This is a genomic window from Brachybacterium sp. AOP42-C2-15 (genome assembly GCF_052377065.1).
Lineage (GTDB): Bacteria > Actinomycetota > Actinomycetes > Actinomycetales > Dermabacteraceae > Brachybacterium.
The window spans coordinates 1-23,828 of sequence record NZ_JBQSWK010000013.1 but is presented as its reverse complement, the minus strand read 5'-3'; the positions used below and the strand labels follow the sequence as shown (position 1 = coordinate 23,828).

20 protein-coding genes and 1 pseudogene are annotated in these 23,828 nt (G+C 71.1%); 12 read left to right on the top strand and 9 right to left on the bottom strand.

The window, feature by feature from the left end; genetic code table 11:
* Positions 1-44 precede the first annotated feature (44 nt).
* Genes ACT3SQ_RS09025 through ACT3SQ_RS09015 form a run of 3 tightly spaced genes read left to right on the top strand, consistent with a single transcriptional unit; the run spans position 45 to position 3,857 of the window.
* Positions 45-2,150: a glycosyltransferase gene (locus ACT3SQ_RS09025; RefSeq protein WP_444601070.1), complete on the top strand. Its 2,106-nt coding sequence runs from the start codon at positions 45-47 to the stop codon at positions 2,148-2,150.
* On the top strand, positions 2,147-3,073 hold the full coding sequence (locus ACT3SQ_RS09020) for an ABC transporter permease (RefSeq protein ID WP_441443298.1): 927 nt from the start codon (positions 2,147-2,149) through the stop codon (positions 3,071-3,073). The genes ACT3SQ_RS09025 and ACT3SQ_RS09020 overlap by 4 nt, the downstream gene beginning before the upstream one ends.
* 13 nt (positions 3,074-3,086) lie before the next feature.
* Positions 3,087-3,857: an ABC transporter ATP-binding protein gene (locus tag ACT3SQ_RS09015; RefSeq protein ID WP_441443297.1), complete on the top strand. Its 771-nt coding sequence runs from the start codon at positions 3,087-3,089 to the stop codon at positions 3,855-3,857.
* 101 nt (positions 3,858-3,958) lie between these two features.
* Here the strand turns inward: ACT3SQ_RS09015 and ACT3SQ_RS09010 are convergent, their stop codons facing one another.
* On the bottom strand, positions 3,959-4,705 hold the full coding sequence (locus tag ACT3SQ_RS09010; protein ID WP_444601069.1) for a TIGR03089 family protein: 747 nt from the start codon (positions 4,703-4,705) through the stop codon (positions 3,959-3,961).
* Positions 4,702-5,805 (bottom strand): coenzyme F420-0:L-glutamate ligase, encoded by a 1,104-nt coding sequence (cofE, locus tag ACT3SQ_RS09005; RefSeq protein ID WP_444601068.1) that lies wholly within the window; start codon positions 5,803-5,805, stop codon positions 4,702-4,704. Before cofE ends, ACT3SQ_RS09010 begins: the two co-directional genes overlap by 4 nt.
* Positions 5,806-5,946: 141 nt before the next feature.
* Here cofE and ACT3SQ_RS09000 point away from each other — a divergent pair, with 141 nt between their 5' ends.
* From ACT3SQ_RS09000 to ACT3SQ_RS08990, 3 genes are read left to right on the top strand one after another with little or no spacing between them, the layout of a single operon-like run.
* Positions 5,947-6,246 carry a WhiB family transcriptional regulator gene (locus ACT3SQ_RS09000; RefSeq protein WP_299304560.1) on the top strand — a complete coding sequence of 100 codons (300 nt, stop codon included), beginning with the start codon at positions 5,947-5,949 and terminating at the stop codon, positions 6,244-6,246.
* 12 nt (positions 6,247-6,258) lie between these two features.
* The gene (locus tag ACT3SQ_RS08995; protein ID WP_444601067.1) at positions 6,259-9,741 is read left to right on the top strand and encodes a hypothetical protein; all 3,483 of its coding nucleotides are present in this window, start codon (positions 6,259-6,261) and stop codon (positions 9,739-9,741) included.
* The gene (locus tag ACT3SQ_RS08990; RefSeq protein ID WP_444601066.1) at positions 9,734-11,383 is read left to right on the top strand and encodes a DUF5719 family protein; all 1,650 of its coding nucleotides are present in this window, start codon (positions 9,734-9,736) and stop codon (positions 11,381-11,383) included. Before ACT3SQ_RS08995 ends, ACT3SQ_RS08990 begins: the two co-directional genes overlap by 8 nt.
* A gap of 99 nt (positions 11,384-11,482) precedes the next feature.
* On the opposite strand, the gene ACT3SQ_RS08985 is transcribed toward ACT3SQ_RS08990, so the two are convergent.
* On the bottom strand, positions 11,483-11,938 hold the full coding sequence (locus ACT3SQ_RS08985) for a metallopeptidase family protein (RefSeq protein ID WP_442332191.1): 456 nt from the start codon (positions 11,936-11,938) through the stop codon (positions 11,483-11,485).
* A 159-nt stretch (positions 11,939-12,097) separates the two neighbouring features.
* On the opposite strand from ACT3SQ_RS08985, the gene ACT3SQ_RS08980 reads away from it, so the two are divergent.
* Together ACT3SQ_RS08980 and ACT3SQ_RS08975 are read left to right on the top strand one after the other, a co-directional pair.
* Positions 12,098-12,415 carry a DUF3499 family protein gene (locus tag ACT3SQ_RS08980; protein WP_442332192.1) on the top strand — a complete coding sequence of 106 codons (318 nt, stop codon included), beginning with the start codon at positions 12,098-12,100 and terminating at the stop codon, positions 12,413-12,415.
* Positions 12,408-14,210, top strand: a complete 1,803-nt coding sequence (locus tag ACT3SQ_RS08975; protein WP_444601065.1) for a phosphomannomutase/phosphoglucomutase — start codon at positions 12,408-12,410, stop codon at positions 14,208-14,210. Before ACT3SQ_RS08980 ends, ACT3SQ_RS08975 begins: the two co-directional genes overlap by 8 nt.
* A gap of 81 nt (positions 14,211-14,291) precedes the next feature.
* Here ACT3SQ_RS08975 and ACT3SQ_RS08970 read toward each other — a convergent pair whose 3' ends face one another.
* Complete coding sequence (locus tag ACT3SQ_RS08970; protein ID WP_444601064.1) at positions 14,292-15,140, bottom strand: RDD family protein; 849 nt, start codon at positions 15,138-15,140, stop codon at positions 14,292-14,294.
* A 116-nt stretch (positions 15,141-15,256) separates the two neighbouring features.
* On the opposite strand from ACT3SQ_RS08970, the gene ACT3SQ_RS08965 reads away from it, so the two are divergent.
* Both ACT3SQ_RS08965 and ACT3SQ_RS08960 read left to right on the top strand, forming a co-directional pair.
* Positions 15,257-16,252 (top strand): stage II sporulation protein M, encoded by a 996-nt coding sequence (locus ACT3SQ_RS08965; RefSeq protein ID WP_441443288.1) that lies wholly within the window; start codon positions 15,257-15,259, stop codon positions 16,250-16,252.
* Positions 16,253-16,293: 41 nt separating this feature from the next.
* Positions 16,294-16,947, top strand: coding sequence for a class I SAM-dependent methyltransferase (locus tag ACT3SQ_RS08960; RefSeq protein WP_441443287.1), 654 nt, complete (start codon positions 16,294-16,296; stop codon positions 16,945-16,947).
* 47 nt (positions 16,948-16,994) lie between these two features.
* Here ACT3SQ_RS08960 and ACT3SQ_RS08955 read toward each other — a convergent pair whose 3' ends face one another.
* The 5 genes from ACT3SQ_RS08955 to ACT3SQ_RS08935 all read right to left on the bottom strand — a co-directional run bounded on the left by ACT3SQ_RS08955 (position 16,995) and on the right by ACT3SQ_RS08935 (position 22,431).
* Positions 16,995-18,293, bottom strand: a complete 1,299-nt coding sequence (locus tag ACT3SQ_RS08955; RefSeq protein ID WP_442332194.1) for a DUF58 domain-containing protein — start codon at positions 18,291-18,293, stop codon at positions 16,995-16,997.
* Positions 18,294-18,303: 10 nt separating this feature from the next.
* Positions 18,304-19,332 (bottom strand): AAA family ATPase, encoded by a 1,029-nt coding sequence (locus ACT3SQ_RS08950; protein WP_441443285.1) that lies wholly within the window; start codon positions 19,330-19,332, stop codon positions 18,304-18,306.
* Positions 19,329-20,423, bottom strand: a complete 1,095-nt coding sequence (locus ACT3SQ_RS08945) for a DUF4350 domain-containing protein (RefSeq protein ID WP_441443344.1) — start codon at positions 20,421-20,423, stop codon at positions 19,329-19,331. The genes ACT3SQ_RS08950 and ACT3SQ_RS08945 overlap by 4 nt, the downstream gene beginning before the upstream one ends.
* A 188-nt stretch (positions 20,424-20,611) precedes the next feature.
* A complete protein-coding gene (locus ACT3SQ_RS08940; RefSeq protein WP_441443284.1) occupies positions 20,612-21,286 on the bottom strand; it encodes a DUF4129 domain-containing protein in 675 nt (224 codons plus the stop codon).
* Positions 21,283-22,431: a glycerophosphoryl diester phosphodiesterase membrane domain-containing protein gene (locus ACT3SQ_RS08935; protein ID WP_444601063.1), complete on the bottom strand. Its 1,149-nt coding sequence runs from the start codon at positions 22,429-22,431 to the stop codon at positions 21,283-21,285. Before ACT3SQ_RS08935 ends, ACT3SQ_RS08940 begins: the two co-directional genes overlap by 4 nt.
* 190 nt (positions 22,432-22,621) lie before the next feature.
* Here ACT3SQ_RS08935 and mtrA point away from each other — a divergent pair, with 190 nt between their 5' ends.
* Entirely contained in the window at positions 22,622-23,317 is a 696-nt protein-coding gene (mtrA, locus tag ACT3SQ_RS08930) for an MtrAB system response regulator MtrA (RefSeq protein ID WP_441443282.1), read from the top strand.
* A 61-nt stretch (positions 23,318-23,378) separates the two neighbouring features.
* Positions 23,379-23,828, top strand: a pseudogene (locus tag ACT3SQ_RS08925) (MtrAB system histidine kinase MtrB); the annotation flags it as partial.

Here is a 23,828-nt window from a genome sequence, read left to right as displayed (position 1 = left end):
GCCGCTTGACACGGGGCATCCGCCGAACGCCGACGAGGAGCACCATGAACGCCACCACTGCCACAGCGGCACCCCGTGAGACCGACCAGCCCGGCCAGGGCGCCCCGCAGCGAGTGCTGCAGCGCATGATCCTGCCCTTCGAAGCATCCCCGGACATCGTGCCGCTGTACATCGAAGCGTCTGATGCCCGCTCCGGGGCCACCGGAGGAGCCTTCGGGCTCGGCGGCGGCTCGGACCGGACTGCGAAGGGTGAGGCAGAGGGCCAGGGGTCGCACCGCACCGCGCAGGCGGCGGTGGACATCAGCGAGCTCAGCGAACGGCACTCGGCGCGCATCCCGTCACTGTCGATGCGCTCCTTCGGCACCTACTTCAACGCCTTCCCCGCGAGCTACTGGCGGCGCTGGACCCCGGTGCGGGCGGTCCGGCTGACCATCCGCACCGCCGGCTCCGGCCACCTGGTCGTGATGCGCTCCACCGCCCGCGGCACCCTGCAGCGTCAGGAATCCCGCACCGTCAGCGGCGCCGGCGAGCAGGTCTTCGAGCTGCCGTTGACCGCCTTCGGAGATGGCGGCTGGTATTGGTTCGATGCCTATGCCGGGTCGGAGGATCTGACGATCCTGGGCGCTGAGTGGACCGCGGATGCGGACCTCGCCCGCACCGAAGGCAGCTTCTCGATCTCCATGACCACGATGAACAAGGTCGAGTACTGCCTGGAGAACATCCGGACCCTCGCCGAGGACGATGCCCTGCGCGAGCTGCTGGACGTCATGTACGTCATCGACCAGGGCTCGGACCGGCTGAACGATCACGCCGAGGAGCTCGCCCCGCTGCAGGCGTCGCTGGGCTCGAAGCTCCAGGTCATCGAGCAGGGCAATATCGGCGGCTCGGGCGGCTTCTCCCGCGGGATGTACGAGGCGTCGACGGCAGGCGCCTCCACCTACGTCATCAACTGCGACGACGACATCGTGCTCGAGCCGGAGTCGCTGATCCGAATGGTGACCTTCGCGGACTTCGCCACCCGCCCCACCCTGGTGGGCGCTCACATGTTCGACCTCAACAACCGCTCGGTGCTGCACACCTTCGGCGAGGTCGTCGACCCCTGGCGCATCCAGCCGGCGCTCGCGAACGACGGCGGCGAGATGGGCCACGACTTCGCGCTGGACCCGCTGCGCTCGACCCCGTGGCTGCACCGCCGCGCGGATGTCGACTACAACGGCTGGTGGAGCTGCCTGATCCCCACTGAGACGGTGCGCGCGATCGGTCTCAGCCTGCCGGTGTTCATCAAGTGGGACGACGCCGAGTACGGGTTGCGGGCGAAGAAGGCCGGCTATCCCACGGTCTCCCTGCCCGGTGCCGGCGTGTGGCACATGAGCTGGGTGGACAAGGACGACCTGGTGGGCTGGCAGGCCTACTTCCATGAGCGCAACCGCATCATCACCGCGCTGCTGCACTCCCCGTACGCCCGCGGCGGCCGGGTGGTCAAGGAATCGCAGTTCATGGATGTCAAGCACCTGATCTCCATGCAGTACTACACGGAGGCGGGCCGGCTCATGGCCCAGCGGGACGTGCTCGAGGGCCCCGACGCCCTGCACCCCTCGATCGGGACCAAGCTTCCCCAGATCCGGGGGATGGCCGCGGACTTCGACGACGCGGTCGCCAAGAAGGACCAGGACCTGTACCCGCCGGTCCACATCGACAAGCCGCCCCGGAAGGGACGTCCCTTCACTCAGCCGCATCGGCTGATGCTCCCGGTATGGACGGCGAAGACCCTCGCCAAGCAGCTGCTGAAGCCCACGCAGCCCCGGTCCGCGGAGAACCCGCAGACGGTGATCCCGCACCTCGACGCGAAGTGGTGGCGGCTGTCCGCCTACGACAGCGCACTGGTCTCCAACGCCGAGGGCACCCAGGTCGCCTGGTACAAGCGCAACCCGCAGCAGGTGCGCGAGATGCTCACCGAAGCGATCACCGCCCACCTCGAGCTGCACCGCCGCTGGAACGAGCTGCGTGACAGCTACCGCGAATCCGCCTCACGGATCACCTCCTTCGACGCCTGGGAGCAGACCTTCGCGGACAACCCGGCACCGGTGCGGGAGCGGGACCGCGAAGAGGGCTCTGAGCTCGGCGGCGGCACCGGAGGCTCTGCGGCGTGACCGCGACCGGAACCGGCAGAACTGCGCGGCTTCCGTCGCGCGCGGAGCAGGCCGAGGGCTGGCGGGCCCCGGGGCAGGACGCAGGTTGGCTGAACCCGATCCGCGAGCGCTTCCTGCTGCGCCTGCTCGTGCGCAAGGAGCTGCGGGTGCGTTACCGCGGCAGCGCCCTGGGCATGCTGTGGAGCTACGTCAAGCCCGCCGTGCAGTTCATCGTCTTCTACATCGCGCTGGGTGTCTTCCTGCAGCTCCAGCGCGACACCCCCGCCTACGCGGTGTACCTCTTCAGCGGGATCGTGGTGGTTAACCTCTTCGGTGAGGTGTTCGGCAACGCCACCCGTTCGATCACGGGCAACCAGGCGTTGGTCTCGAAGATCTATCTGCCCAGCGAGCTGTTCCCCTGGGCGAGCATGATCGTGGCGCTCGTGCACTTCCTGCCCCAGCTCGCGGTGCTGGTGGTCGGCGCCCTGCTGTTCGGGTGGTTGCCCTCGTTCACCGCAGCGATCGCCTTCGTGCTCGGGATCGTGATCCTGGTGGTGTTCACCATGGGGCTCGGCATGATCACCGCGGCGCTCAACGCCGCCTTCCGCGATGTCGAGAACTTCGTGGATCTGATCGTCATGGTCGCGACCTGGCTCTCGCCGGTCCTCTACCGGATCTCGATGGTCGAGGACGCGATCGGGGGGACCGTGTGGTGGTGGCTGTATCAGCTGAACCCGCTGACCATCGTGGTCGAGCTGTTCCACGTCGCCTTCTGGCGCTATTCACCCTCCGTGGTCGAGGCCGTCGCCGCGGATCCCTCGCTCACCGCCGCGGGCGAGCCCTTCGGGCTGTGGTGGGCCGGGCTGCTGATCGCGGCGGTGACCTTCGTGGCCGGCAACGTCCTCTTCGAGCGCTCGAAGCGGCGCTTCGCCCAGGAACTGTGACAGGAGCGCCCGGATGAGCCCGAACATCGACTCCGTGCCCGCCTCCGCCGCGGTCCCCACCGACCGCGAGATGGTGCGCATCGAGCACGTCACCAAGCAGTTCTCCCTGCGCCACGACCACTCCCTCAAGGAGCTCGTGTTCTCGGCGCTGAAGCGCAAGAAGCTGGCCGACTCCTTCCTGGCCCTGGACGACGTGGACCTCACGGTGCACGCGGGGGAGACGGTGGGGCTGATCGGCTTCAACGGCTCTGGGAAGTCCACCCTTCTCAAGACCATCTCCGGAGTGCTCTACCCGGACCACGGACGGGTGCTCCTGCGGGGCCGGGTGGCGGGCCTGATCGAGGTGGGCGCCGGCTTCCACCCCGACCTCTCCGGGCGCGAGAACGTCTACCTCAACGGCGCCATCCTCGGGATGAGCCGCGAGCAGATCGATGAGAAGTTCGAGGAGATCGTTGCCTTCAGCGAGATCGAGGAGTTCATCGACACCGATGTGAAGTACTACAGCTCAGGGATGTTCCTGCGCCTGGCCTTCTCCGTGGCGGTGCACACCGAGCCGGACATCTTCCTGGTCGACGAGATCCTCTCCGTCGGCGACGAGCCGTTCCAGCGCAAGTGCCTCGAACGGATCCGTGAGCTGCAGGAGGCCGGCCGCACCATGGTGGTCGTCTCCCATGAGCTCGAGATGCTCGAGAAGCTGTGCACCCGCATCGTGGTGCTCCGTAAGGGGCAGGCCATCTTCGACGGTGACCCCACCGAGGCCGTCGCGACGCTCCGCGCGGGCTGAGCCGCCTCTCTCAGCTCTCAGGGCTGCCCGAGCCGTCCGAGCCGTCCGAACAGCTTCCGCCGGGCCATCTGAGCGGTCCGAGCAGCACCCGTCTCGGGCTGTCAGCGAGGGCGGAGCTGCTCGGTCACGCCCTCCTCGCGCTCCTGGTGCTCGCCCACCGCGCTCGCGGGCCCCACGATCCCGCCACCGGCCAGGAGTGCCCCGAGCAGCTGCGCGGCCGCGGGCAGCCCGTCGTCCTCCACCAGCACCCGGGGGAGGGGCGTGCCGTGCGCCGTGCTCGGCCGCTGCGGGACAGCCGGCTCGAGCGGCGCGGGGCCGCTCCAGCGGGGCAGAGCCACCCCGAGCCGGTCGGAGCTCCCTCGCACCTCGCTGAGCCAGTCGTGGACCAGCGCAGGCAGCTCCCCGTCGTAGCGCGGTGCGAGCGAGACCGCCTGGAGGGCGAGCACCTCATCCGCGCTCTCGGCCAGCTCCGAGTCGGGTCGGTCGGTGGCGACCACCTGCGGCGACGGGACCGGAAGCACTGCATCTCCAGTGCCCGCTGCGTCACCTGCGGAGCCCTCACGGTCGTACCAGGTCACCTCCGCGCCGAGGGACCAGGCCGCCAGGGCCAGCACGAGGCGCTTCCAGTGGGGTGGGAGATCCAGGACCATCCGGTCACCCGGGGCCAGTGCGATCTCGTCGTGGAGGTGCCCGATCGCCTTGATCACCCAGTTGGCGAGCACGTGGCCGGACAGCTCGATCCGAGACGCTTCGCCGTACCAGGCGAGCACCGGGTTCGGACCGGTCTGTTCCAGGGCGCGCAGCAGCTGGGCACCGGTGTCCATGCTCGGCGTGCGGTGCTCGCTCATGTCAGGTCCTCCAGAGGATCGGGGACGGAGATCTCGAGGGAGATCTCCGGCAGGGCGGCGGCGAGGGATTCGGCACCCAGCGCGGTGCGGATCCGTTCTGCGAGCGTCGCAGCGTGGATCAGCGCGGCGGTCGAATCGTCCGCGGCCTCCACCACGATATGCGGACGATCCTGTGCACCCGCTCTCAGGTGGGCCGCTGCGGTGCCGGGCAGCTGCCCGGCCCGGGGCAGGGACGCGACAGCGAGTGCCCGGGCGATCCGCTCCCCATCAGGCTCGGGAGACATCCGGGCGATGGGCTCCTGCTCCGGAGTCAGCCCTAGGGAGACCCAGACCGATTCGAGGCTGGGCCGACGGAACCAGTCATCGCTCCCGGTGCGGGAGAGCTCCCGAGCCGGCACATCATCCGCGGTCGCGGAGGCGACTCCCCGCACCAGAGCGGCCGGCACCCCGCTGGCCTTGCCCTTGACCAGATCGGCGGCGGCGGCGAGCTCATCGGCGAGGTTCCGCACCGTGACATGCAGCGGCCGACCATCGGCGTCGGTCCCTCCGCGCAAGTCCTGCAGCGCACTGACACCCGCGGCGCCGAGCGCGATGTCCCCGACCCCCACTCGCCAGACGCGGGAGGAGGTGTCGGTCAGCAGGACGCCCAGATCCACGCCCAATGACTCGACCAGGTGGGCGCGGAGCTCCCGCGCGCAGGCATCGGGATCCTCGGGCAGCAGCAGCGGTCCCTCGGGAGCGTTGGACGAATCGACCCCGGCGGCCGCCATCACCGGGCCGGACGCAATCTGCACCACGGAGGTGACCACCCGCGTGTGCAGACGGCGGGCGACGGTGCGCACCGCCGCGGCACGGATCGCTTCGTCACGATCCTCGGGGGCCACGCGCAGTCCCAGCGCCTTGGAGACGACCTTCGTGGAGATGCACAGCACGTCGCCGTCGGCCGGGGACAGCGGGGCCAGGGCCGCGGTGAGCAGGGCGCCGAGGTCGTCGCCCTCGCGGATCTCGCCGAGCCCGGTGACGGGCAGTACGGTGACCGGCGAGGGGGCCGGATCAGGCGTGCGCGATGCTGCCTGTGCAGGCGGTGAAGCGATGGACACGGGGCCTCCCGGGAATGTGATTCGGATGCGATATGCAAGGCGACGCGCCGACGCCGCTTGACGGACCATAACTACACCGGTGTACTTTAGGGCTCCAACGGGCCTTCGGTGGTCGACACAGCAGTGGAAGGAGTGGTGGCCATGGATGCGGAACGAGTCGAAGACGACGCGCGTGCCGAGCTGTCCCTGCTCGATTTCGCCGGGCAGGACTCCGACGACGTCGAGCTGACCTGGCAGGAGCGTGCCCTGTGCGCGCAGACCGACCCGGAGGCGTTCTTCCCCGAGAAGGGCGGCTCCACCCGCGAGGCCAAGAAGGTCTGCGTCTCCTGCGAGGTGCGTGCCGAGTGCCTCGAGTATGCCCTCGAGAACGATGAGCGCTTCGGGATCTGGGGCGGACTGTCCGAGCGTGAGCGTCGCAAGCTCAAGCGCCGGGTGGTCTGACATCCTTCCCTGGTGAGCGACCGTCACATCACCGCGGTCGTCCTGCTGAGCGGGACGACGACCCCGCGCACCCATGACGCGCTGCGCACCGCGCTGACGGCGCAGTCCCGTCAGGCCGATCGGATCGTGGTGGTCGCCCCGTCGGATCTTGCCGAGGAGGTCGGCGACGCTGTCGCGAGGGACCTCGGTGACGGCACGATCGATGAGATCCTGCCCGTCTCTGGCGCGCTCAACCGCGCCGGGACGGTCCGTGAGACCCTCGCGCTCCTCGCCCGCGACACCGATTCGCGCGACCGCACAGACTCCCGCGACCGCACAGACTCCCGCGGCGGCGACTCCCACAGCGGCGACCACTCCCACAGCGGCGACGATTCCCACAGCAACGACGACCTCTCCCACCGCGACGCGGCACCCGGAAGTGACGCAGAGCCCCGAGGAATCCCCGAGAGCAGCGAGAAGGCAGCGCGGCCCAGCAGACGCCGCGCCCGCGCGGTCGACAGCGCCGCCGTCGAGCGTGAACGCACCCAGCAGGCCGAGGACCTCGCCCGGGTTCCTCTGCGCCTCCGCGAGGAGACCTCCCGGACAGGCCGTCGCGTCGCGGCCGCTGAGGGCGCGGCCAGCGAGTCCTGGCTCTGGTTCGTGGTCGATGGCGCGACGCCAAGCCTCGACGCCCTCGAGCATCAGCTGGAAGTGGTCGAGCGCTCGCCGAACACTGCGGCGATCGGCGCGAAGCGCGTACGCCAGGTGGAGAACGGGGACGAGCTGCCCCTGACCGCCGAGAGCGCGGATGCCCTCGTGGACGTCGGCCTGACCCTCACCCATGGAGGCCGGATCATCACCGGGGTCGACCCCGGCGAGATCGATCAGGGACAGGCCGACTGGCGCCAGGACGTCCTCGCGGTCCCGCTGCCGGGCATGCTGGTCCGTGAGCTGACCCTGCGGGAGGTGGGCGGCCTCGACCCTGATCTGCCCGCGCCCTGGGCCGAGATCGACCTGTGCCGGCGCATCTGGCGGTCCGGCGAGCGGGTCGCGGTCCAGGCCTCCGCCCGGGTGCTGCACCCCTCTCCCACCCGCCCCCTGCTCGAGCGCCTCCAGGAGCAGCGCACCGGGCAGGTGCTCACGCTGCTCAAGCAGCGTCGGCTGGTCCACGCCCTGCTCACCCTGGTGCTGCTGCCTCTGGAGACGCTGCTGCGGATGCTCGGCGCGGTCGCCGCGTCCGCTCCGCGCCTCGCGCTGATGGAGCTGCGTGCCGCGCTGGCGGTCCTGCCGCGGGTGCGCCGTGTTCTCGCCCGCGGGCGGAAGGACCGGCGCCGGTCGCGGGTGCCGCGCGGGCGCCTGGCCCCGCTCTACCTGCCGCGCGGCGAGGGAATGCGGCGGTGGGTCGACGACACCTGGAGCCGGCTGTTCGCAGACGACGACCGGCGCCGACGGATCCGGTACACCACCTGGGGGATCGCTGGGACCCGGCACGGACTCGAGGATGCCGACTACGGCCGTCACATCGTGTGGACCGGCGTGGTCGGTCTCGCGGCGGCGGTCCTCGGGCTGTTCGCCCTGCGAGGCCTCTTCGGCCGCGGGGAGCTCGCCGGCCCCGGGCTGCGCCCGCTGCCCGAGAGCTGGGATGCCCTCTGGGCCGCGGCCTGGTCGAGCTGGATCCCCGGCGGGCTCGGAGAGCGTGGGCCTGGTGACACCCTCATCAGGCTGCTGGGGCATCTCCCTCTCGGCGGGGGGCTGCTGATCGAGGTCCTGGTCCTCGCCGCAGTACCGATCAGCGCCCTGCTGGCGTGGTGGGCCTCCGGCGCCATCACCCGCGCTGTCGGCGCCCGCCTGGTGATCACCACCGTGTGGGCCCTGGCACCGTCCCTCCTGACCGCGCTCGCGGTCGGGGCCTGGCCGCTGCTGCTGGTGCACATGCTGCTCCCGCTGCTCGCTCTGGCCCTCGGCCGCGCCATCGGACTGCCGCACAAGGTCTCGCAGGCCAGCACGTCCGCCGCCGCTGCGGGCGGGCTGCTGCTGCTGGTGATCGGAGCGGTCCAGCCCGTGCTGGTGCTGCTCGCCGCGGCAGCACTGGCGCTGATCGCGATCGCCGTCCCCGGCCGGCGGCGCCGTCTGCTCTGGGTGCTGCTGCCGTCCCTCGCCCTGCACGCCCCCTACCTCCCGAGCTATCTCGGCGATCCCCGAACGCTGCTGGCGGTGGCGGGGGTCCCGCCCACGGGAGGGACCGCTTCGACCCTCGATCTGGCGGGGCTCTGGCCGGTCGCTCCCCAGGTCCAGGGAGTGTTGATCCCGTTGGTGGGGGAGACCGCGGCGCTGCTGCTTCCGCTGCTGCCCGTCGCCCCGGTCGCGCTCGCCGCACTCTGCGCCCCGCTGCTGGCCGGCGCCGCTGGACGTGCCGGACGCTTCAGCGTGCTGCTGGCCGCACTCGGCCTGCTGACGGTGCTCCTGGCCCGAAGCACCTGGACCGGTGCAGCAGCCGGGCACCTGGTCACGCCACCGCTGCACGCACTGCTCAGCGTCATCCTGCTGGCCCTGGCGATCGGCGCGGCTGCCACCTTCGACGGCCTCGCGCGCAGGGAGGCGCATGATTCCCGCCTTCGGCGCGCGGCCACCGGACTCATCGGCACAGTCGTGGCCCTCGCCTGCCTCGCGACCGTCATCGGCTGGACGCTGGTGCTGCCCGGCCAGCTGCAGCTGGAGCGGACCGCACGAGGGCAGGTTCCGGCCGCAGCTGCGGACCAGGGCCGCACCGACGCCCGCGCCCGCGTGCTGGTCCTCACCGGGGAGGACGACGGCGCCGTCCGCGCCGAGCTGGTTGTGCACGGCGGGGACACCGTCATCCAGCACGCCGTGATCGCCGACGCCCGGGACGTCGCCACCGTGCAGGCAGGCAGGGCCGTCGATGACGATCCCGCCTCCGCAGCGCTGCGCGAGACGGTCGCCGGGATGCTCTCCGGTGGCGGGAGTCAGGCAAGCATGGACGCCGAGGACCAGGCCGTCGCCCATCTCGCCATCGCCTATGTCGTGGTCCCGGGCGATCCGGCCCAGCAGCAGGAGCTGATGCGCACCCTGGACAGCTCCACCCAGCTCGAGAAGGTCACCGAGAGCTCACGGGGCGGTCTGTGGCGAGTGGTCGATGCCGCGCCGCGGGCACTGGTCGCGGGCGGCGCGGCCCCGCTGCCCCTGGCCAGCGAGGTGATCGAGGCGTCGGGGACGATCCCCGCCGAGGACGTCGAGCGCACCGTGGTCCTCTCCGAGCGCTTCGACACCGACTGGCGGGCGAACCTCGACGGTGACGAACTCGCCCCCGTCGAGATCGACGGCTGGGCGCAGGGGTTCGTGGTGCCCGCAGGAGCCGAGGGCGAGATCGATGTGCACCGGGAGCAGCCGCTGCTGCTGCTCTGGCGGCTCCTGCTCTACGGCGCGACCGCGCTCACCGCACTGCTGGCGATCCCCTGGCGGGTCCGCACCCGCACGGCTGAGGAGATGTATGGCTGAGCACCCGACGCTCGACGAGCGCGCCCTGCTGGACGAGCACGGGGAGCAGCCGGTGCCGGAGCACCCGCGCCGGAGCGCGGCCAGGGTCCTGCTGTCCCTGGCCGCCGTGGTGCCGCTCGCCCTGGCCGCCGGCGCGCTGGCCACCGCTCCCTGGGAGGACGTCCCGTCCGTGCAGCGCGCGACGGTCGAGTCGGAACCCGGCGCCAGCACCCGCTGGTGCCAGGGACCGCTGCTGCTGCCCGAAGAGCTCCTGGACAGCGGACCGGACAGCGAGCTCGCCGTGACCCCTCCCAGCACCGCGATCTCCCTGCGCACGACGTCCATCGAACCCGGCTCATCGGTCCTGTTCGGCACCGTCAGCGGTTCCACCACGCAGCAGGAGGACGACGGATCCGTCCGCGCCCCCTCGATCACCGCCCGCGGCGCCGACGGCACCGATCTGGGGGACCAGCCCGTCTCCCAGGACATCGGGGTCTCCGTGCTGGACCTGCCGGCGGCCGAGGGGACCCCCCACGTCACCTCGGCGACCTCCGAGGACGGGCGACCGGTGACGGACACCCTCCAATCCACGATCACCTCCAGCGGGGACTACCGCTCGCTCGCGGTCTCCCGCTGCGCCGAGCCTGCGACCGAGGCGAGGTTCCTCGGGATGTCGACCGACACCGGGGACAGCTCCGTGCTGGTGCTCCACAACCCGACCGAGCGTCCCGCCACCGCTTCGGTGCAGCTGTGGACCGAGGAGGGGCCCGCCGCGATGGAGGGACGCAGCCAGGTCGTCGTGGCCCCGGGGGCGGAGGAACGAGTGCTGCTCGAATCCATCGCCGCCGGTCAGGCCGCTGTCGGGGTGGACGTCTCCGTGCTCGGCTCACCGCTGGCGATGCACGTCCAGACCACCGAGCGTGACGGGCTCACCCCCGGCGGCGCCGAGATCCTCTCGCCCCTGCCCGCCGCGTCGACCGAGCTGCAGATGCCTGGGGTGGACGTCGCCGGGACACCGCCCACGCTGGTGCTCGCAAACCCCCAGGGCGTGGACACCACGGCCACGGTCGAGGTGCACGGTGCCGAGGGCGCACTCGAGATCCCTGCCCTCGAGGAGATCGAGATTCCTGCCGGCACTGTGCTGCGCACCACGCTGGACGGACTGCCCGACGGCACCTATGCCGTGAGCGTCCGCGCCGCAGACCCCATCGCCGCGGTCACCCGCAGCGTCCGCACGGGGAAGGACCTGCCCGGGGACACCGTCGGCGCCCCGGTCGACTTCACACTGGTGGCCCCTGCTCCCGCACTGCGCTCCCACGGTATGAGCGCCCTACCGATCCAGGCCGGTGCCGGTGAGCTCACTCTGATCGGCACCGCGGACTCCGCGGTCACCGTGGTGCCGATCGCGGCCGACGGATCCGCCGGTGACCCCGTGGACGTCGCCGTGAACACCGGCTCGACCACGACGGTCACCGCGGAGCAGCTGCAGATCGGCGGCGGCTCGGCGGCCGCGCTCAGCGTGGTCCCGGAGGTGCCCGGAGCAGTGCATGCGAGCTGGATGCAACGAGCTGACGACGGTGCCGGGGGTGTGCTGCTGTCCTCCGTCCCGGTGCTCTCCGACCAGGGCGGCGGGGAGCCGGTCGTGGTGCGCCTGGCGGAATGACCCGAGCTGGTCAGCTCACGGAGTGCGGAGCACTGAGCACTGAGCACTGAGCACTGAGCACTGAGCACTGTGCACTGTGCACTGAGCATGGCTCCCGGATCACGCGCTCCAGGCCTCGGGATCCACATCCTCGGGCGGGATGTTCAGCAGCGAGCCGATCTGCTCGGACAGCACCTGACGCACCAGCATCTCCAGCTCAGCCTCGTCGGCGCAGCGGGTCTGCAGCGGTCGTCGGTAGACGATGACCCGGGCAGGGTTGCTGCGTGAGGGCGGGATCACCCTTCCGAGCAGCACCGTCGCCTCCTCCCAGGGGGCAGGATCGGCCGGTGGCACCTCCTCGACCAGCACCTGCATATGCGCCAAGCGGCGCGGGAACCGCTCGGCGAGCATCGCCCCGGCGTCGGTGACGAGATCGTCGAAACGATCCCGGCGGGTGCGGTAGCCGGGCAGGTGGGGCGGGATCAGGTCCCAGCGCCTCCCGCGGCCGCGGCGATCGCGGCGGCGCGGACCCTGACGAGGGGCCGGAGGTCCGGGGAGAAGCGGCTCGACATCCATGGATCGCACTCTAGTTCCCGTCCTGCCCGAGGATGGGCGGCCCGCGCCGCGGTATCAGGGCGCGCCCTCCACCGGCAGTCGAGCCACCTGCGTACACTGCTGGACGTGCCTGCTCGTGAATGCTCCCGGACCGCCTGCTCCAGGCCAGCCGTCAGTTCGTTGACCTTCGTATACGAGGACTCGACGGCGGTGCTCGGCCCCCTGTCCAGGACCAGCGAGCCCCACGCCTACGACCTCTGCCGCGAGCATGCGACCCGGATGACCGCGCCCCGCGGCTGGGAGCTGCTGAGGGTGCCTGGCGCCGAAGTGGTCAGCGACGACCTGGTCGCGCTGGCCGACGCCGTGCGTCCCCAGCAGGCGAGCTCCGAGCCGGCCCCGACCTCGTCGCGCGGGACCGCCCGCAGCTCCCGTGACACGCCGTCCCGTGGTGCGGCTCCCGCCCGCCACCTGCATGTGGTCAGGAGCACAAATGACTGAGCCGATGACTGAGCCGAACAGCCGTCGAACCCCGTCCTCAGCCGCCGTCCATGACCTCGCCGGCATCGTCAAGACCAATGATGTGCGCGGCGTGGCGGGCGAGGAGTTCACGGTCGAGATCGCACGCGCCTTCGGTGCCGCCTTCGCAGACTTCCTGGACGACCCCGAGCTGATCGTCGCCCACGACATGCGCCTGAGCTCTCCGGAGCTCTCCCGCGCCGTGATCGAGGGCGCAGTGCGCCGAGGCGCGATCGTCGCCGATGCGGGCCTGTCCTCGACCGATCAGCTCTACTGCGCCTCAGGACTGCATCGTGCGGCCGGCGTGATGATCACGGCCTCCCACAACCCGGCGGCAGACAACGGAATGAAGCTGTGCCTCCCCGGCGCCCGTCCGGTGGGACGGGACACCGGTCTCGACGAGATCCGCCGCGGCGCCGAGGCCTACCTCGAGGCGGGCGAGATCCCGACGCACGGAGAAGGCCGCTCCGAGGGCATCGACACCCTCGCCGACTACGCCGCCACCCTCCACGAGCTGGTGCCCCTGACCGGGACCCGTCGGCTGCGGGTGGTGGTCGATGCGGCCTCCGCAATGGCCGGACACACCGCACCCGCGGTGCTCGGAGTGCTTCCCCAGATCGAACTGATCGAGCTCCATTTCGAGCTCGACGGCAGCTTCCCCCACCACCCCGCCGATCCGCTGCGTCCGGAGAATCTGGTTGACCTGCAGAACGCGGTGCTCCGTGAGGGTGCGGACCTCGGCCTCGCCTTCGACGGCGATGCCGATCGCTGCGTGGTGCTGGACGAGAACGGGGTGCCGGTGCCGCCCTCGGCGATCACCGCCCTGATCGCCCAGCGCGAGATCGCCCGTGCCCGTGCCGCCGGCGAGGAGCGCCCGGCAGTGATCGCGAACCTGGTCTCCTCACGCCACGTGGCAGAGGCCGTCCGTGAGGCCGGGGGAGAGCCCGTCCGCACGCCCGTCGGCCATGCGCTGATCAAGGCGATCATGGCCGAGCGCAATGCGGTGTTCGGCGGTGAGCACTCCGCTCACTACTACTTCCGGGACTTCTTCTTCGCTGATTCCGGGATGCTCGCCGCACTTCATGTGCTGGCCGCCCTCTCGGAATCCGACGCGCCCTTCTCCGCAGTGGTCGCGGCGCACGACCCCTACGCCGCGAGCGGCGAGATCAATCGCCGGGTCGACGACGCCGCAGCGGCTCGTGATCGGGTGCGCGACCACATGACCGCGCTGCCCGGCGCGCGCATCGATGATCTCGATGGACTCACCGTCGAGCACTGGGACCAGGAGCTGGCAGTCGAGGATCGCTGGTGGTTCTCCCTGCGCTCCTCCCACACCGAGGCACTGCTGCGGTTGAACGTCGAGGCAGAGCGGGAGATCACCATGATCCGGATCCGGGACGAGATCCTTGCGCTCGTGCACGAGGACGACCTCGTCGAGGGCGCGACCCCCGGCACGGTCTCAGGCACGGCTCGAGGCCTGGTCGACGGGTCTGCGGCGTCGAGCTCCGACGGTACCGGCAGCGACGGGACGTCGGCGGCTTCAGATCGAGAGGGAGCGGGCTCCATGGTCCTTGCAGCGGGAGCGAGCGGCGCGGATGTGCCCAGCTGGGTGCGCGCGATCCTGCGCTGCCCGGACTGCGGCGGAAAGCTGCGTGATGTGGAGCGGGCGATGCAGTGCAGCAGCTGCACGCGCGTCCACCCGGTCGAGGGCGGGATCCCGGTGCTCATCGCCGGGCGCCAGCAGGAGCCGACGGCGCAGGAGCCTGCGCGCAGCTGAGCTGAGCATCGACGGCGCCGCTGCCCCCGCAGCAGCGCCGCGAGCGAGACGGTCCGCGGGCCGGCTCCCGATGGGTGTCGGTCAGGCGCTGAACGGCACGGCTCGGACCTCGGCGGACAGCTCGCGCTGCCACTCCTGGTTGCGTCGCAGGCGCTGCTCGTCACGGCGGGACCGTTCGGCGAGCACCGCGGTGAGGAATGACTCCGGGTCGGTGCCCGGCGGTGGCGCCGGGGCGACGTGCGGCAGGGTCCGCCGCAGCAGCTCCCGGGAGAGCTGACGGCGGGACTCCGGATTGATGGTGGACGCCCTGGGCAGGAACGAGCGGACATCCTGCATCAGCGTGACCGGCAGGCGCCCGACGTCCGCCCCCTGCACCCAGTCCTGCAGCGAGGCGGGCACCTCGACGCGCTGGGGAGTGCGGTCACGCATCCGCTCCTGGATCACCATGGTGCCGGCCAGCAGATCGCCCACCCGCCGTGACCGGCGGTCGATGACCGAGCAGGTCAGTGCGATCGCCCCGGAGGTCGACCAGATCTCGAGCATCGCCATCACCGCGCGGATCAGCGATTGGCGCACGTGGACGGGCCCGCCGTCATCACGCACCACCCTGGTCCCCATGGCCAGGCGGCCCACCGAACGGCCCCGCAGCAGCAGCTCGCACAGCACCGGGTAGCCGACGTACGCGAGCACCGACATCACCAGCACCGCGGCGACGACCATGCCGTCATCGAGCTCGGCACGGGCTGCGAGCCAGGCCATCGCGATGGTGCCCCCCACCAGGATCGCGAGCTGGAGCACCCCGTCGATCACGGCGGAGAGCATGCGGGTCGCGAAGGATGCCGTGCGCAGGTCCAGCAGCACAGCGTCTCCGGTGATCAGGGCATCGCGATCGACGGGGGAGACCGTCGCTGTGGTTCCCATGGTTGCCATGGCCCCATCCTGACACCGCAGCGGCGTGGAGGTCAGCGCCGACCGTCGGCTTACGACGCCCTGGCCTCCGACTTTCGTCGGCGGTCCCGAGCCCCGCGGGACCCTACCCTGAGAGCGTGGACACCGACGCCTTCATCGCCGTGCACCGACAGCAGTGGGACCGGCTCCAGGAGCTCTCCCGGAGCCGGCACCTCGACGCGGCCGGAATCGACGAGCTGCTCTCCCTCTATCAGGAGACCTCCACCCACCTGTCGACCGTCCGCTCCACCAACCCCGACCCGGCATTGATCTCCCGTCTCTCCCTGCTGGTGCACCGCGCGAGACTGCGGATCACCGGCGCCCGCATCCCGCTGTGGAAGCACGCCCGCACCTTCTTCTGGGAGGACCTGCCCGCGGCGCTCTACGAGGCGCGGTGGACGGTGGCCCTGGCGGCCGGGCTCTTCCTGGTCTCGGCCCTGGTGACGGGCTTCTACTTCGGATTCGACGCCACGGCGAGAGGGCTGGTGGTGCCCGAGGCGGCGCAGCGCTCCCTCGCACAGCATGAATTCGTCAGCTACTACTTCCAGGGCGAGGCCTCGGGATTCGCCGCCCAGGTGTGGACGAACAATGCCTGGATCACGGTCCAGGCGGTGGTCTTCGGCGTCACCGGATTCTGGCCGGTGATCATGCTGGTGCAGAACGGGCTGAACGTCGGCCTGTCCGCAGGGGTGATGGGTGCCTACGGGGGGCTGGACACCTTCTTCATCTATATCCTTCCGCACGGACTGCTCGAGATCACCTCGGTGCTGGTCGGCGCCGGTGCCGGACTGCGCACCTTCTGGGCCTGGGTACGGCCGGGCCCGGTGCCGCGGCTCTGGGCGCTCTCACGATCCGCGCGCGCCTTGGTGACCGTCGCGATCGGGCTGGTGCCCGTGCTGCTGGTCTCAGGATTCATCGAAGCCTTCGTGACCCCGAGCACCCTGCCGCCCGCGGTGCGGATCGGCATCGGCGCGGCGGCCTGGCTGGCCTTCATGGTGTTCATGCTGGGCCGTGGCCGCCAGGTGCATCGCGCCGGCATCACCGGGGATCTCTCCGCGGAGCTGGTCGGCGACCACCTCGCGACCGCCGGCTGAACGGAGACATCCGGCTGCGGGGATCCACTACGCTCAGTGCCGTGCAACGCAGCCACTCCGACCGTGACTTCTCCGAGTACAACGCGGCCCAGGCCGAGCGAGCGGTGCGCCCGCTCGCTCAGCGGGCCGTCGCCCTCGCCCATAGCGACGCGGCGGAGGAGCTCCCCGGCGGGAATGAGCCCACCTCGGGGAACGATCCCACCGCCGGGAGAGATCGACCGGTCGCTGTCGAGCTCGGATGCGGTCGCGGCATCGAAGCACGATTCCTCGCCGAGAACGGATTCACGGTCCACGCCTATGACGTGGACCCGAGCGTGAGCGGCGCCCTCGAGGAGCTCGCCGCCGAGCTGCCGGTGCACGCCGAGATCCTCGACCTCTCGCAGCTCCGTGAACTGCCCGGGGCCGATCTGATCCTGGCCTGCGCCTCCCTGCCCTTCCTGCCGCGCGGGTCCTTCGACACGCTGTGGGACGTCATGAGGGCCGGGCTGCGAGCGCGGGGGATCCTGGCCGTGGACCTCTTCGGAGAACGTGACGACTGGGCAGGGACGGACGGCACCTTCCTGACCCGGCCGGAGGTCGAGGCCCTGCTGGACGGGCTCGAGGTGCTCGAGCTGGTCGAGGAGGAACGCGATGGACGCTCGTTCAGCGGCCCGAAGCACTGGCACACCTACCGCGTCCTCGCCCGTCGGCCCTGAGCCGCGGCGCCCCCTCCGGTGATGCCCGGAGGGGGACGGCGCACGGCTCAGAGCTTTCCAGCGGCCTTCAGGGCGAGATAGGCATCCGCCAGAGCCTGGGGGGCCCGATCCGGCGGGGCATCGACCACATGCGCGCCGACCCGCTCGAGGGCGTGAGAGACGCCCGATCGCTCGGCGCGGGCCTGCTCTGCCGCCGCCGCGAGATACACGGACTCCAGATCGCCGCGGCCCGCGGCGAGCTCCTCGAGCGCCGGATCGGAGACCGAGGCGACCACGAGTGGATGGTCCCTGGCCAGACGGGCCGCCACCGGCAGCAGCCCGGTGTGGACCACAGAGGGCTCGACCGGGGTCAGCAGCACCACCAGGGAGCCCCGACGGGCGCGCTCTGCGATGGTGCTCGCGGCGAGCTCCCAGTCGGTCTCCACGAGCGCCGGATCCACCGCAGCGGTCGCGGTGACCATGTCGTGGAGGACCTTGGTGCGGGTCGAGCCGAGCACCGACAGGTGGGGGATGCGGTCCACGCAGATCAGATCCACCCGGTCACCGGCCTGCCCCGCGAGCGCGGTCAGCAGCAGCGCGGCGTCGAAGGCCGCATCCAGCCGGGTCGACTCACCGAGCCGGCCGGCCGAGGTGCGCGAGGTGTCCACCACGATCAGCACGTGACGATCCCGTTCGGGTCGCCAGGTGCGCACCACCACGCTGCGCCGACGGGCGGTGGCGCGCCAGTCGATCGAGCGCACATCGTCCCCGTCCACGAAGTCGCGCAGGGAGTCGAACTCGGTCCCCTGCCCACGCTGATGGATCGCCGCCAGCCCCTCGAGCTCGCGCAGCCGCTGGACCCGCGACGGCAGATGCCGGCGTGACCCGAAGGGATGCAGGGCCAGCAACCGCCCCGGGGTGTCGACCGCGGTGGTGCGCCGGGCCAGCCCCAGCGGGCCGCGTGAAGCGACCAGCAGCGTGCGCGAGCTGTGCTCTCCGCGGCGGGTGGGGGTGAAGCTCTGCGCGACGGCCCGTCGTTCCTGTGCGGGGACGTCGAGCGCGCAGCGCTGGGCGTCGAGCCCGGCGGTGGGGTTCCAGGCATCGCGCACCTCGAGCCGAGCGGTGCGTGAGGTGGGGTTCGTCAGCAGCAGTCTGCCGCGGACGGTGTTGCCGAGCCGCACCTGCGTCGGCGCCTCGCGGCGTACCCGGATCCGGCGCGGGTCCGGGGCCGTGAACGCATCGGCGAGGATCACCAGCGCCCACAGCGCCACCAGGATCAGCACCACCCACCACTGGGGCCAGAGCACGATCACGGGCAGCGCGAGCAGCGCGACCAGGGCCGCGCGCGGGGTCAGCGAGATCCTCATCAGCCCTTCCTCAGCGGGGTACCGGCACGGAGGCGAGGGTCGCGGCGAGCACGGCCTCGACCTGGGTGCCCTCGAGCTCGGCCTCGGTCGTCAGGCGCACCCGGTGGGAGAGCGTGGACAGGGCCATGGTCTTGACGTCATCCGGCGTGATGAAATCGCGCCCGGAGAGATAGGCCCAGGCCCGGGAGGTGCGCAGGAGCGAGATCGCGCCGCGCGGTGAGACCCCGAGGGTGAGGCTGGGGGAGCGACGGGTGGCCCGGCACACGTCCACGATGTACTGCACCACGGGATCCTCGGCCACCACCGCGGCGACATCGCGCTGGGCGCGATGCAGGGAGGGGATGTCCACCACTGCCCGCAGACCCATCGCCGCGAGGTCCGTGGTGTCGAAGCCATCGGCGTGGCGACGCAGCACGTCCACCTCGACCTCCCGCTCCGGCAACGGCATGACGGCCTTGAGCAGGAAGCGGTCCAGCTGGGCCTCGGGCAGGGTGTAGGTGCCGTCGAACTCGATCGGGTTCTGGGTGGCGATCACCACGAAGGGGTCGGGCAGCGGCCGGCTCGCCCCGTCGACGGTCACCTGCCGCTCCTCCATCGCCTCCAGCAGCGCGGACTGCGTCTTGGGCGGGGTGCGGTTGATCTCGTCGGCCAGCAGCAGATTGGTGAAGACGGGGCCCTCGCGGAAGACGAGATCGCTGGTGGCGGTGTCGTAGATGAGCGATCCGGTGATGTCGCCGGGCATCATGTCAGGGGTGAACTGCACGCGCCGCATCCGCACATCGAGCGCTGCGGCCAGCGAGCGGACCAGCAGCGTCTTGGCGACGCCCGGTACGCCCTCGAGCAGCACGTGCCCGCGGCACAGCAGCGCCACGACCAGGCTGGTCACGGCCGCGTCCTGCCCCACCACTCCCTTGTGGATCTCGGTGGAGAGGCGCTGGAGCTGGGCGCGGGTGTCCTGGTCGACATCAGGACCGGCGCCGGGCACCTCGGTGGTGGTGGGTGCGGCGGGCGGGACGGCGCCCGGGGTGGGGTCAGTCATCGGTCGATCTCCTTCTCGAGATGGTCGAGGTCGTGTGCGAGGCGCACGAGGTCCTGGTCGCTGGTGACGGGGGCGGGTCCGAGCAGCGTGCGCAGCTGCTCGGGGGAGCGGTCCACATGCGGTGCGAGCGCAGCCAGCAGACCGTCGAGGGCGGATTCACGGCGCAGCCCGAGACGATTCGCGAGCCGGGTCGCCGTCGCCGATCGCAGCGCTGTCGCGGCGGCCTGCCGGCTGCCGGACTGCTGGAGCAGCCGGGCCCGGCCCAGGACCAGCTCCTGGGGACGGACGGTGACCGGCAGCGGCTCGACCACGACCGGTCCGAATCGTCGGCTGAGAGCCACCAGCGCGACGGTCGCGATCAGCAGCAGCCACAGCAGGAGCGGGCCCGCCCAGTCCGGCAGATAGCCGAGCAGGGTCTGCGAGGTCGAGCCCATCGGATCGGTCGCAGAGGGGACGTACCAGCTCAGCTCGCCTTCGGCCCCGAGGAGGTTCAGCACCAGGGCGGAGTTGTCCGCCCGGCCCAGGGTGTCGTTGGTGAGCAGATCCGCGCTGCCCAGCACGACCACCCCCTCATGCTCGGCCACGAGCGAGCCCTGCTCGGTGCTGAAGCAGGAGCTGCCCTCGCTGTCGCCCGCGACCCGGTACAGGGACGCGGCACCTCGGATCGCCTCCTCGGCCGCGGGGACCAGGACCGCTTCGGCCTGATGCTGGAGATCGCCGCAGCCGGGGCCGGCTTCGATCAGGGTCTCGGTCCGCACCGCGCCCGAAGGCATGATCTCCGGAGAGACGAAGGAGAGGGTCACCAGATCGGGGGCGACCAGCACCAGGCGTCCGTCCCCGTCCTCATGGGCCTCGGCGAGGGTCATCAGCTGGTCGGCGCTGAGGCTCCGCGGGGCGGTGACCAGCACGGTGCGGCCGTTGCGCAGCGCCTCTGCGGCGTCGGCCGTGTGGCGGTCAACGTCCACGTCGACGCCGAGATTCCCGAGCACCTGGACCACTGCCTTCGAGCCCTGACCGGTGGGAGCATCAGGCTCGAGCGGCCCGTCCCGGTAATACCCGCGGGCGATCGAGGCCAGGATCGCGGCGAGCATCGCGAGCACGATGAGGACGGTCAGCCAGGGGCGCCGGCGGGAGGACCGTGCCTGTCGGCCCTCCGCACGGTCTGAGCCTCCTGTCCGGTCTGTTGCTCTCGACGGTTGCGATGCTCCCGAGGGCGCCGACGGGTCAGCGGGTGCCGACGGGCCAGCAGGTGCCGACGGGGCGGGGGCGGGACCGAGGCTCATGTGCTCGTTCCCGTCACCGGTGCACGGACCGGCTCCTCGTCGCCGACGGCGGACAGATCCGGCACGGACTCGGCGATGTACTCGGCCAGGCGCAGCAGGTCATCCGCCTGCTTGACGGCGACGGTGCGGTGGGAATAGGCGGCGGTGTCGAAGGCATCTGCGCCGCGCTGCAGGCGCCCCCGCAGCTCGGGGAACGGGGCGGCGGCGTGGGCGGCAGCTTCGTGTGCGGTCATCCCGGCGGACACATCCAGCAGGGTGCGCTCCTCGAGATCGCGCACCAGCCCGCGCAGCGCGAGCACGGTGCCGTCGTCGATGCGACCCGCACCGATCGCCGCCCTGGCCGCGTCGCGCAGCTCGGCGCCGCTGAGCACCGGTTCCGCATCGAGCTCGGCCGCGACGGAGAGGGCATGGCTGCGGCGGATCAGCCCGGTGCGGCGCAGCACGAGGACCACCAGCACGACCAGCGCCACCACGATCAGCACGGCGATCCCCGCCTGTGTGGCCGAGGAGCCGTCGATGCCGTCGAGAACCTTCATCAGCCAGTTCTCGAGGGCGCTGAGCACCCAGGCCACGAACCCGGGGGAGTCGTCGTACTCCGGCTTCGAGAGCTCTTCCAGGACGCGGGTGCGTGCCTCGTCGGGATCCAGGGGCGGGGGAGCGGCGGGGTTCACCGGATCCCGGTCCCGTCCCAGTGCGCACGGGCGCGGCGCGTCAGCTCGACGTCCCAGGCCTCATGACGCATCCGGTTGTCCGCATAGACGGCCACGTAGCCGGCGGAGAGGAACGGGGCCAGCAGGAACGTCGCCGCATAGCTGCCCACCATCGAGAGGATCGTCAGCACGGTCATGCCCAGCAGCATCGCCTCGAACGAGCTGATCAGCAGGATGGCGACGTAGGCGAGCATGGCGATGGTGCTGAACACGCCCACGATGACCTGCACCGCGATCATGTAGAGCAGGTACAGCAGGAGCGTGGTGCCCAGCACTCGCCAGAGCCGACGGCCGCGGGTCATCGCGAAGCTGCGCCGGAGCGAGCCGAGCACCCCGGCCTCCTCCAGTACGAGCGCGGGGATGGCGAGCACCGTGCGGGCCCAGACCCAGAGCGAGGCCAGCACCGCGGCGACGAGGCCGATCACCAGCAGCGTGATGGTCACTGCCGTCGCCTCCTGGAGCAGGATCAGCGGGAGCATCCCCAGGCCCAGCAGCACCACGAAGGCGACCGTGCTGAGCAGGCCGATCAGCAGGACCACCGCGACGGCGGGCAGCCCGCGGCGGCGCATCGTGGCCCACATATCGGCGGTCGAGACGTGATCGCCGACGGCCTCTCCGAGCGCGACGCGGGTCAGCGCCACGGTCACCAGCGCCGAGGAGAGGAGCGAGACGATCATGGTCACCACGCTCGAGACGACCATCAGCACCACGTCGCGCAGCGATCCCAGCCCGGTGGTGGTGGTCTCGGGATCCTCGAACACGGCCTGCATGTCACCGATCATGGGGACCATGCTCGCGCCGGTCGCGAAGGTCATGATCACGAAGGCGACGCCGTAGACGGCTGCGGCGACGCCGAGCACCGAGCGAGCGCGCAGCCGATAGATCCGTACCGCCGCTCCGAGCACCTCGCCCAGTCCCAGCGGCCGCAGCGGGAACAGCGGCATCGCCTGGACCAGCTCGCGACGGGGCCCGCCCGAGGGCGGCGCGGAGTGCTGGCCCGGTGCGCCGTCGGTGGGCTGCGGCCCGAACGGCCCGCCGTCAGCGGACGACGGCGGGGAGGGCTCGCCGGACCCCTGTGCTCCCGGGGCGGTCCACTGCGTGCTCATCGGTCCTCCTGCTGCTGCTGGCGGGTGCTGTGCGGCCGGTTGCCATGTCCGGACGGGGTGGGAGCGGATCTCCAGGACCGACACTACGGAGTGCGGGCACCGCAGCTGATCCGACGAACGTCGAAGACCTCGCGTCTTCCGGACACCCCTGGCCCCCGCCTCCCAGCTCCTGACCCTCGGCGGTGGCACAATGATCCCCATGACGACGCCTTCACGGATCCTCGTGGTCGATGACGATCAAGCGATCGCCGAAATGGTCGGCATCGTCTTGCGCGGCAAGGGCTACGAGGTTGCGACCTCACCAGATGGAGCCTCCGCGCTGGAGACCTTCCCACGCCTGCGACCTGACCTGGTCCTGCTCGACCTCATGCTGCCCGGAATGGACGGGATCGAGGTGTGCCGCCGGCTGCGCCGGGAATCCGGGGTGCCGATCATCATGCTCACCGCCCGCACCGACACCGCAGATGTGGTCGAGGGCCTCGAGGCGGGGGCCGATGACTATCTCACCAAGCCCTTCGAACCCGAGGAGCTGGTCGCCCGGATCAAGGCCCGGGTGCGGCGGGTCGAGGCCCCCACCACCGAGCAGCTTGCGATCGGTGATCTCACCATCGACGTGGACGGTCATGAGGTGCGCCGCGGTGACGAGCTGATCTCGCTGACTCCGCTCGAGTTCGACCTGCTCACCCAGCTCGCCCGCAAGCCGTGGCAGGTGTTCACCCGTGACGTGCTGCTGCGCGACGTCTGGGGATACCGCCACAGCGCGGACACCCGTCTGGTCAACGTCCATGTGCAGCGGCTGCGCTCGAAGATCGAGCACGATCCGGAGAACCCCGCGATCGTGGTGACCGTGCGCGGGGTCGGATATCGCGCCGGGGGCGGATCCTGAGAGCACCGGCATGGTCGTGAGCACTCTCGAGGGCAGCGGCCCGTCTCCGGTGAGACGGTCGATGATCGACGTCGATCCGCGCAGCTGGCCGCTCGCCCTCCGGGTCGTGCTGGTGACCACCCTGCTGTCCGTCGTGGCGTTGCTCGTGGTCGGCGCCTATCTCTCCTCGGTGATCGCCGACGGGCTCTACGAGCAGCGCCGGGACCGGGTGCTCGAAGAGACGCTCGAGGTCAGGGGTGATCTCACCGAGAGCCTCACGCAGGTCTCAGGAGCCACCAGCACCCAGCAGCAGGACGCTGTGAGCGCCTTCGTCCAGACTTCGGGCGGGCAGGGAGGCGGTGACCGCCGCGAGGTCGCGCTGGTGCCGGTGGAGACGACAGGCACGGTCTTCCCCGTCGCCTCTTCCGAGCGGACCCTCTTCGACGAGGTCGACGACGAATTCGCCGCAGCGGTCGCGGAGCAGCCGGAGACGATCTCCTGGCGCTCGATCGGACGCGAGGACAGCTGGGGG

What these genes read in the sequence shown, in the direction of transcription:
- ACT3SQ_RS09025 (WP_444601070.1), top strand. Translation starts at nt 45, where the DNA reads ATGAACGCCACCACTGCCACAGCGGCACCCCGTGAGACCGACCAGCCC.
- ACT3SQ_RS08985 (WP_442332191.1), bottom strand. Translation starts at nt 11,938, where the DNA reads ATGGATGTCGAGCCGCTTCTCCCCGGACCTCCGGCCCCTCGTCAGGGT.
- ACT3SQ_RS08975 (WP_444601065.1), top strand. Translation starts at nt 12,408, where the DNA reads ATGACTGAGCCGATGACTGAGCCGAACAGCCGTCGAACCCCGTCCTCA.
- ACT3SQ_RS08945 (WP_441443344.1), bottom strand. Translation starts at nt 20,423, where the DNA reads ATGCTCGCCGCGATCCTGGCCTCGATCGCCCGCGGGTATTACCGGGAC.
- ACT3SQ_RS09015 (WP_441443297.1), top strand. Translation starts at nt 3,087, where the DNA reads ATGAGCCCGAACATCGACTCCGTGCCCGCCTCCGCCGCGGTCCCCACC.
- ACT3SQ_RS08955 (WP_442332194.1), bottom strand. Translation starts at nt 18,293, where the DNA reads ATGAGGATCTCGCTGACCCCGCGCGCGGCCCTGGTCGCGCTGCTCGCG.
- ACT3SQ_RS08990 (WP_444601066.1), top strand. Translation starts at nt 9,734, where the DNA reads ATGGCTGAGCACCCGACGCTCGACGAGCGCGCCCTGCTGGACGAGCAC.
- ACT3SQ_RS08950 (WP_441443285.1), bottom strand. Translation starts at nt 19,332, where the DNA reads ATGACTGACCCCACCCCGGGCGCCGTCCCGCCCGCCGCACCCACCACC.
- mtrA (WP_441443282.1), top strand. Translation starts at nt 22,622, where the DNA reads ATGATCCCCATGACGACGCCTTCACGGATCCTCGTGGTCGATGACGAT.
- ACT3SQ_RS09010 (WP_444601069.1), bottom strand. Translation starts at nt 4,705, where the DNA reads ATGAGCGAGCACCGCACGCCGAGCATGGACACCGGTGCCCAGCTGCTG.
- ACT3SQ_RS08935 (WP_444601063.1), bottom strand. Translation starts at nt 22,431, where the DNA reads ATGAGCACGCAGTGGACCGCCCCGGGAGCACAGGGGTCCGGCGAGCCC.
- ACT3SQ_RS09000 (WP_299304560.1), top strand. Translation starts at nt 5,947, where the DNA reads ATGGATGCGGAACGAGTCGAAGACGACGCGCGTGCCGAGCTGTCCCTG.
- ACT3SQ_RS08970 (WP_444601064.1), bottom strand. Translation starts at nt 15,140, where the DNA reads ATGGCAACCATGGGAACCACAGCGACGGTCTCCCCCGTCGATCGCGAT.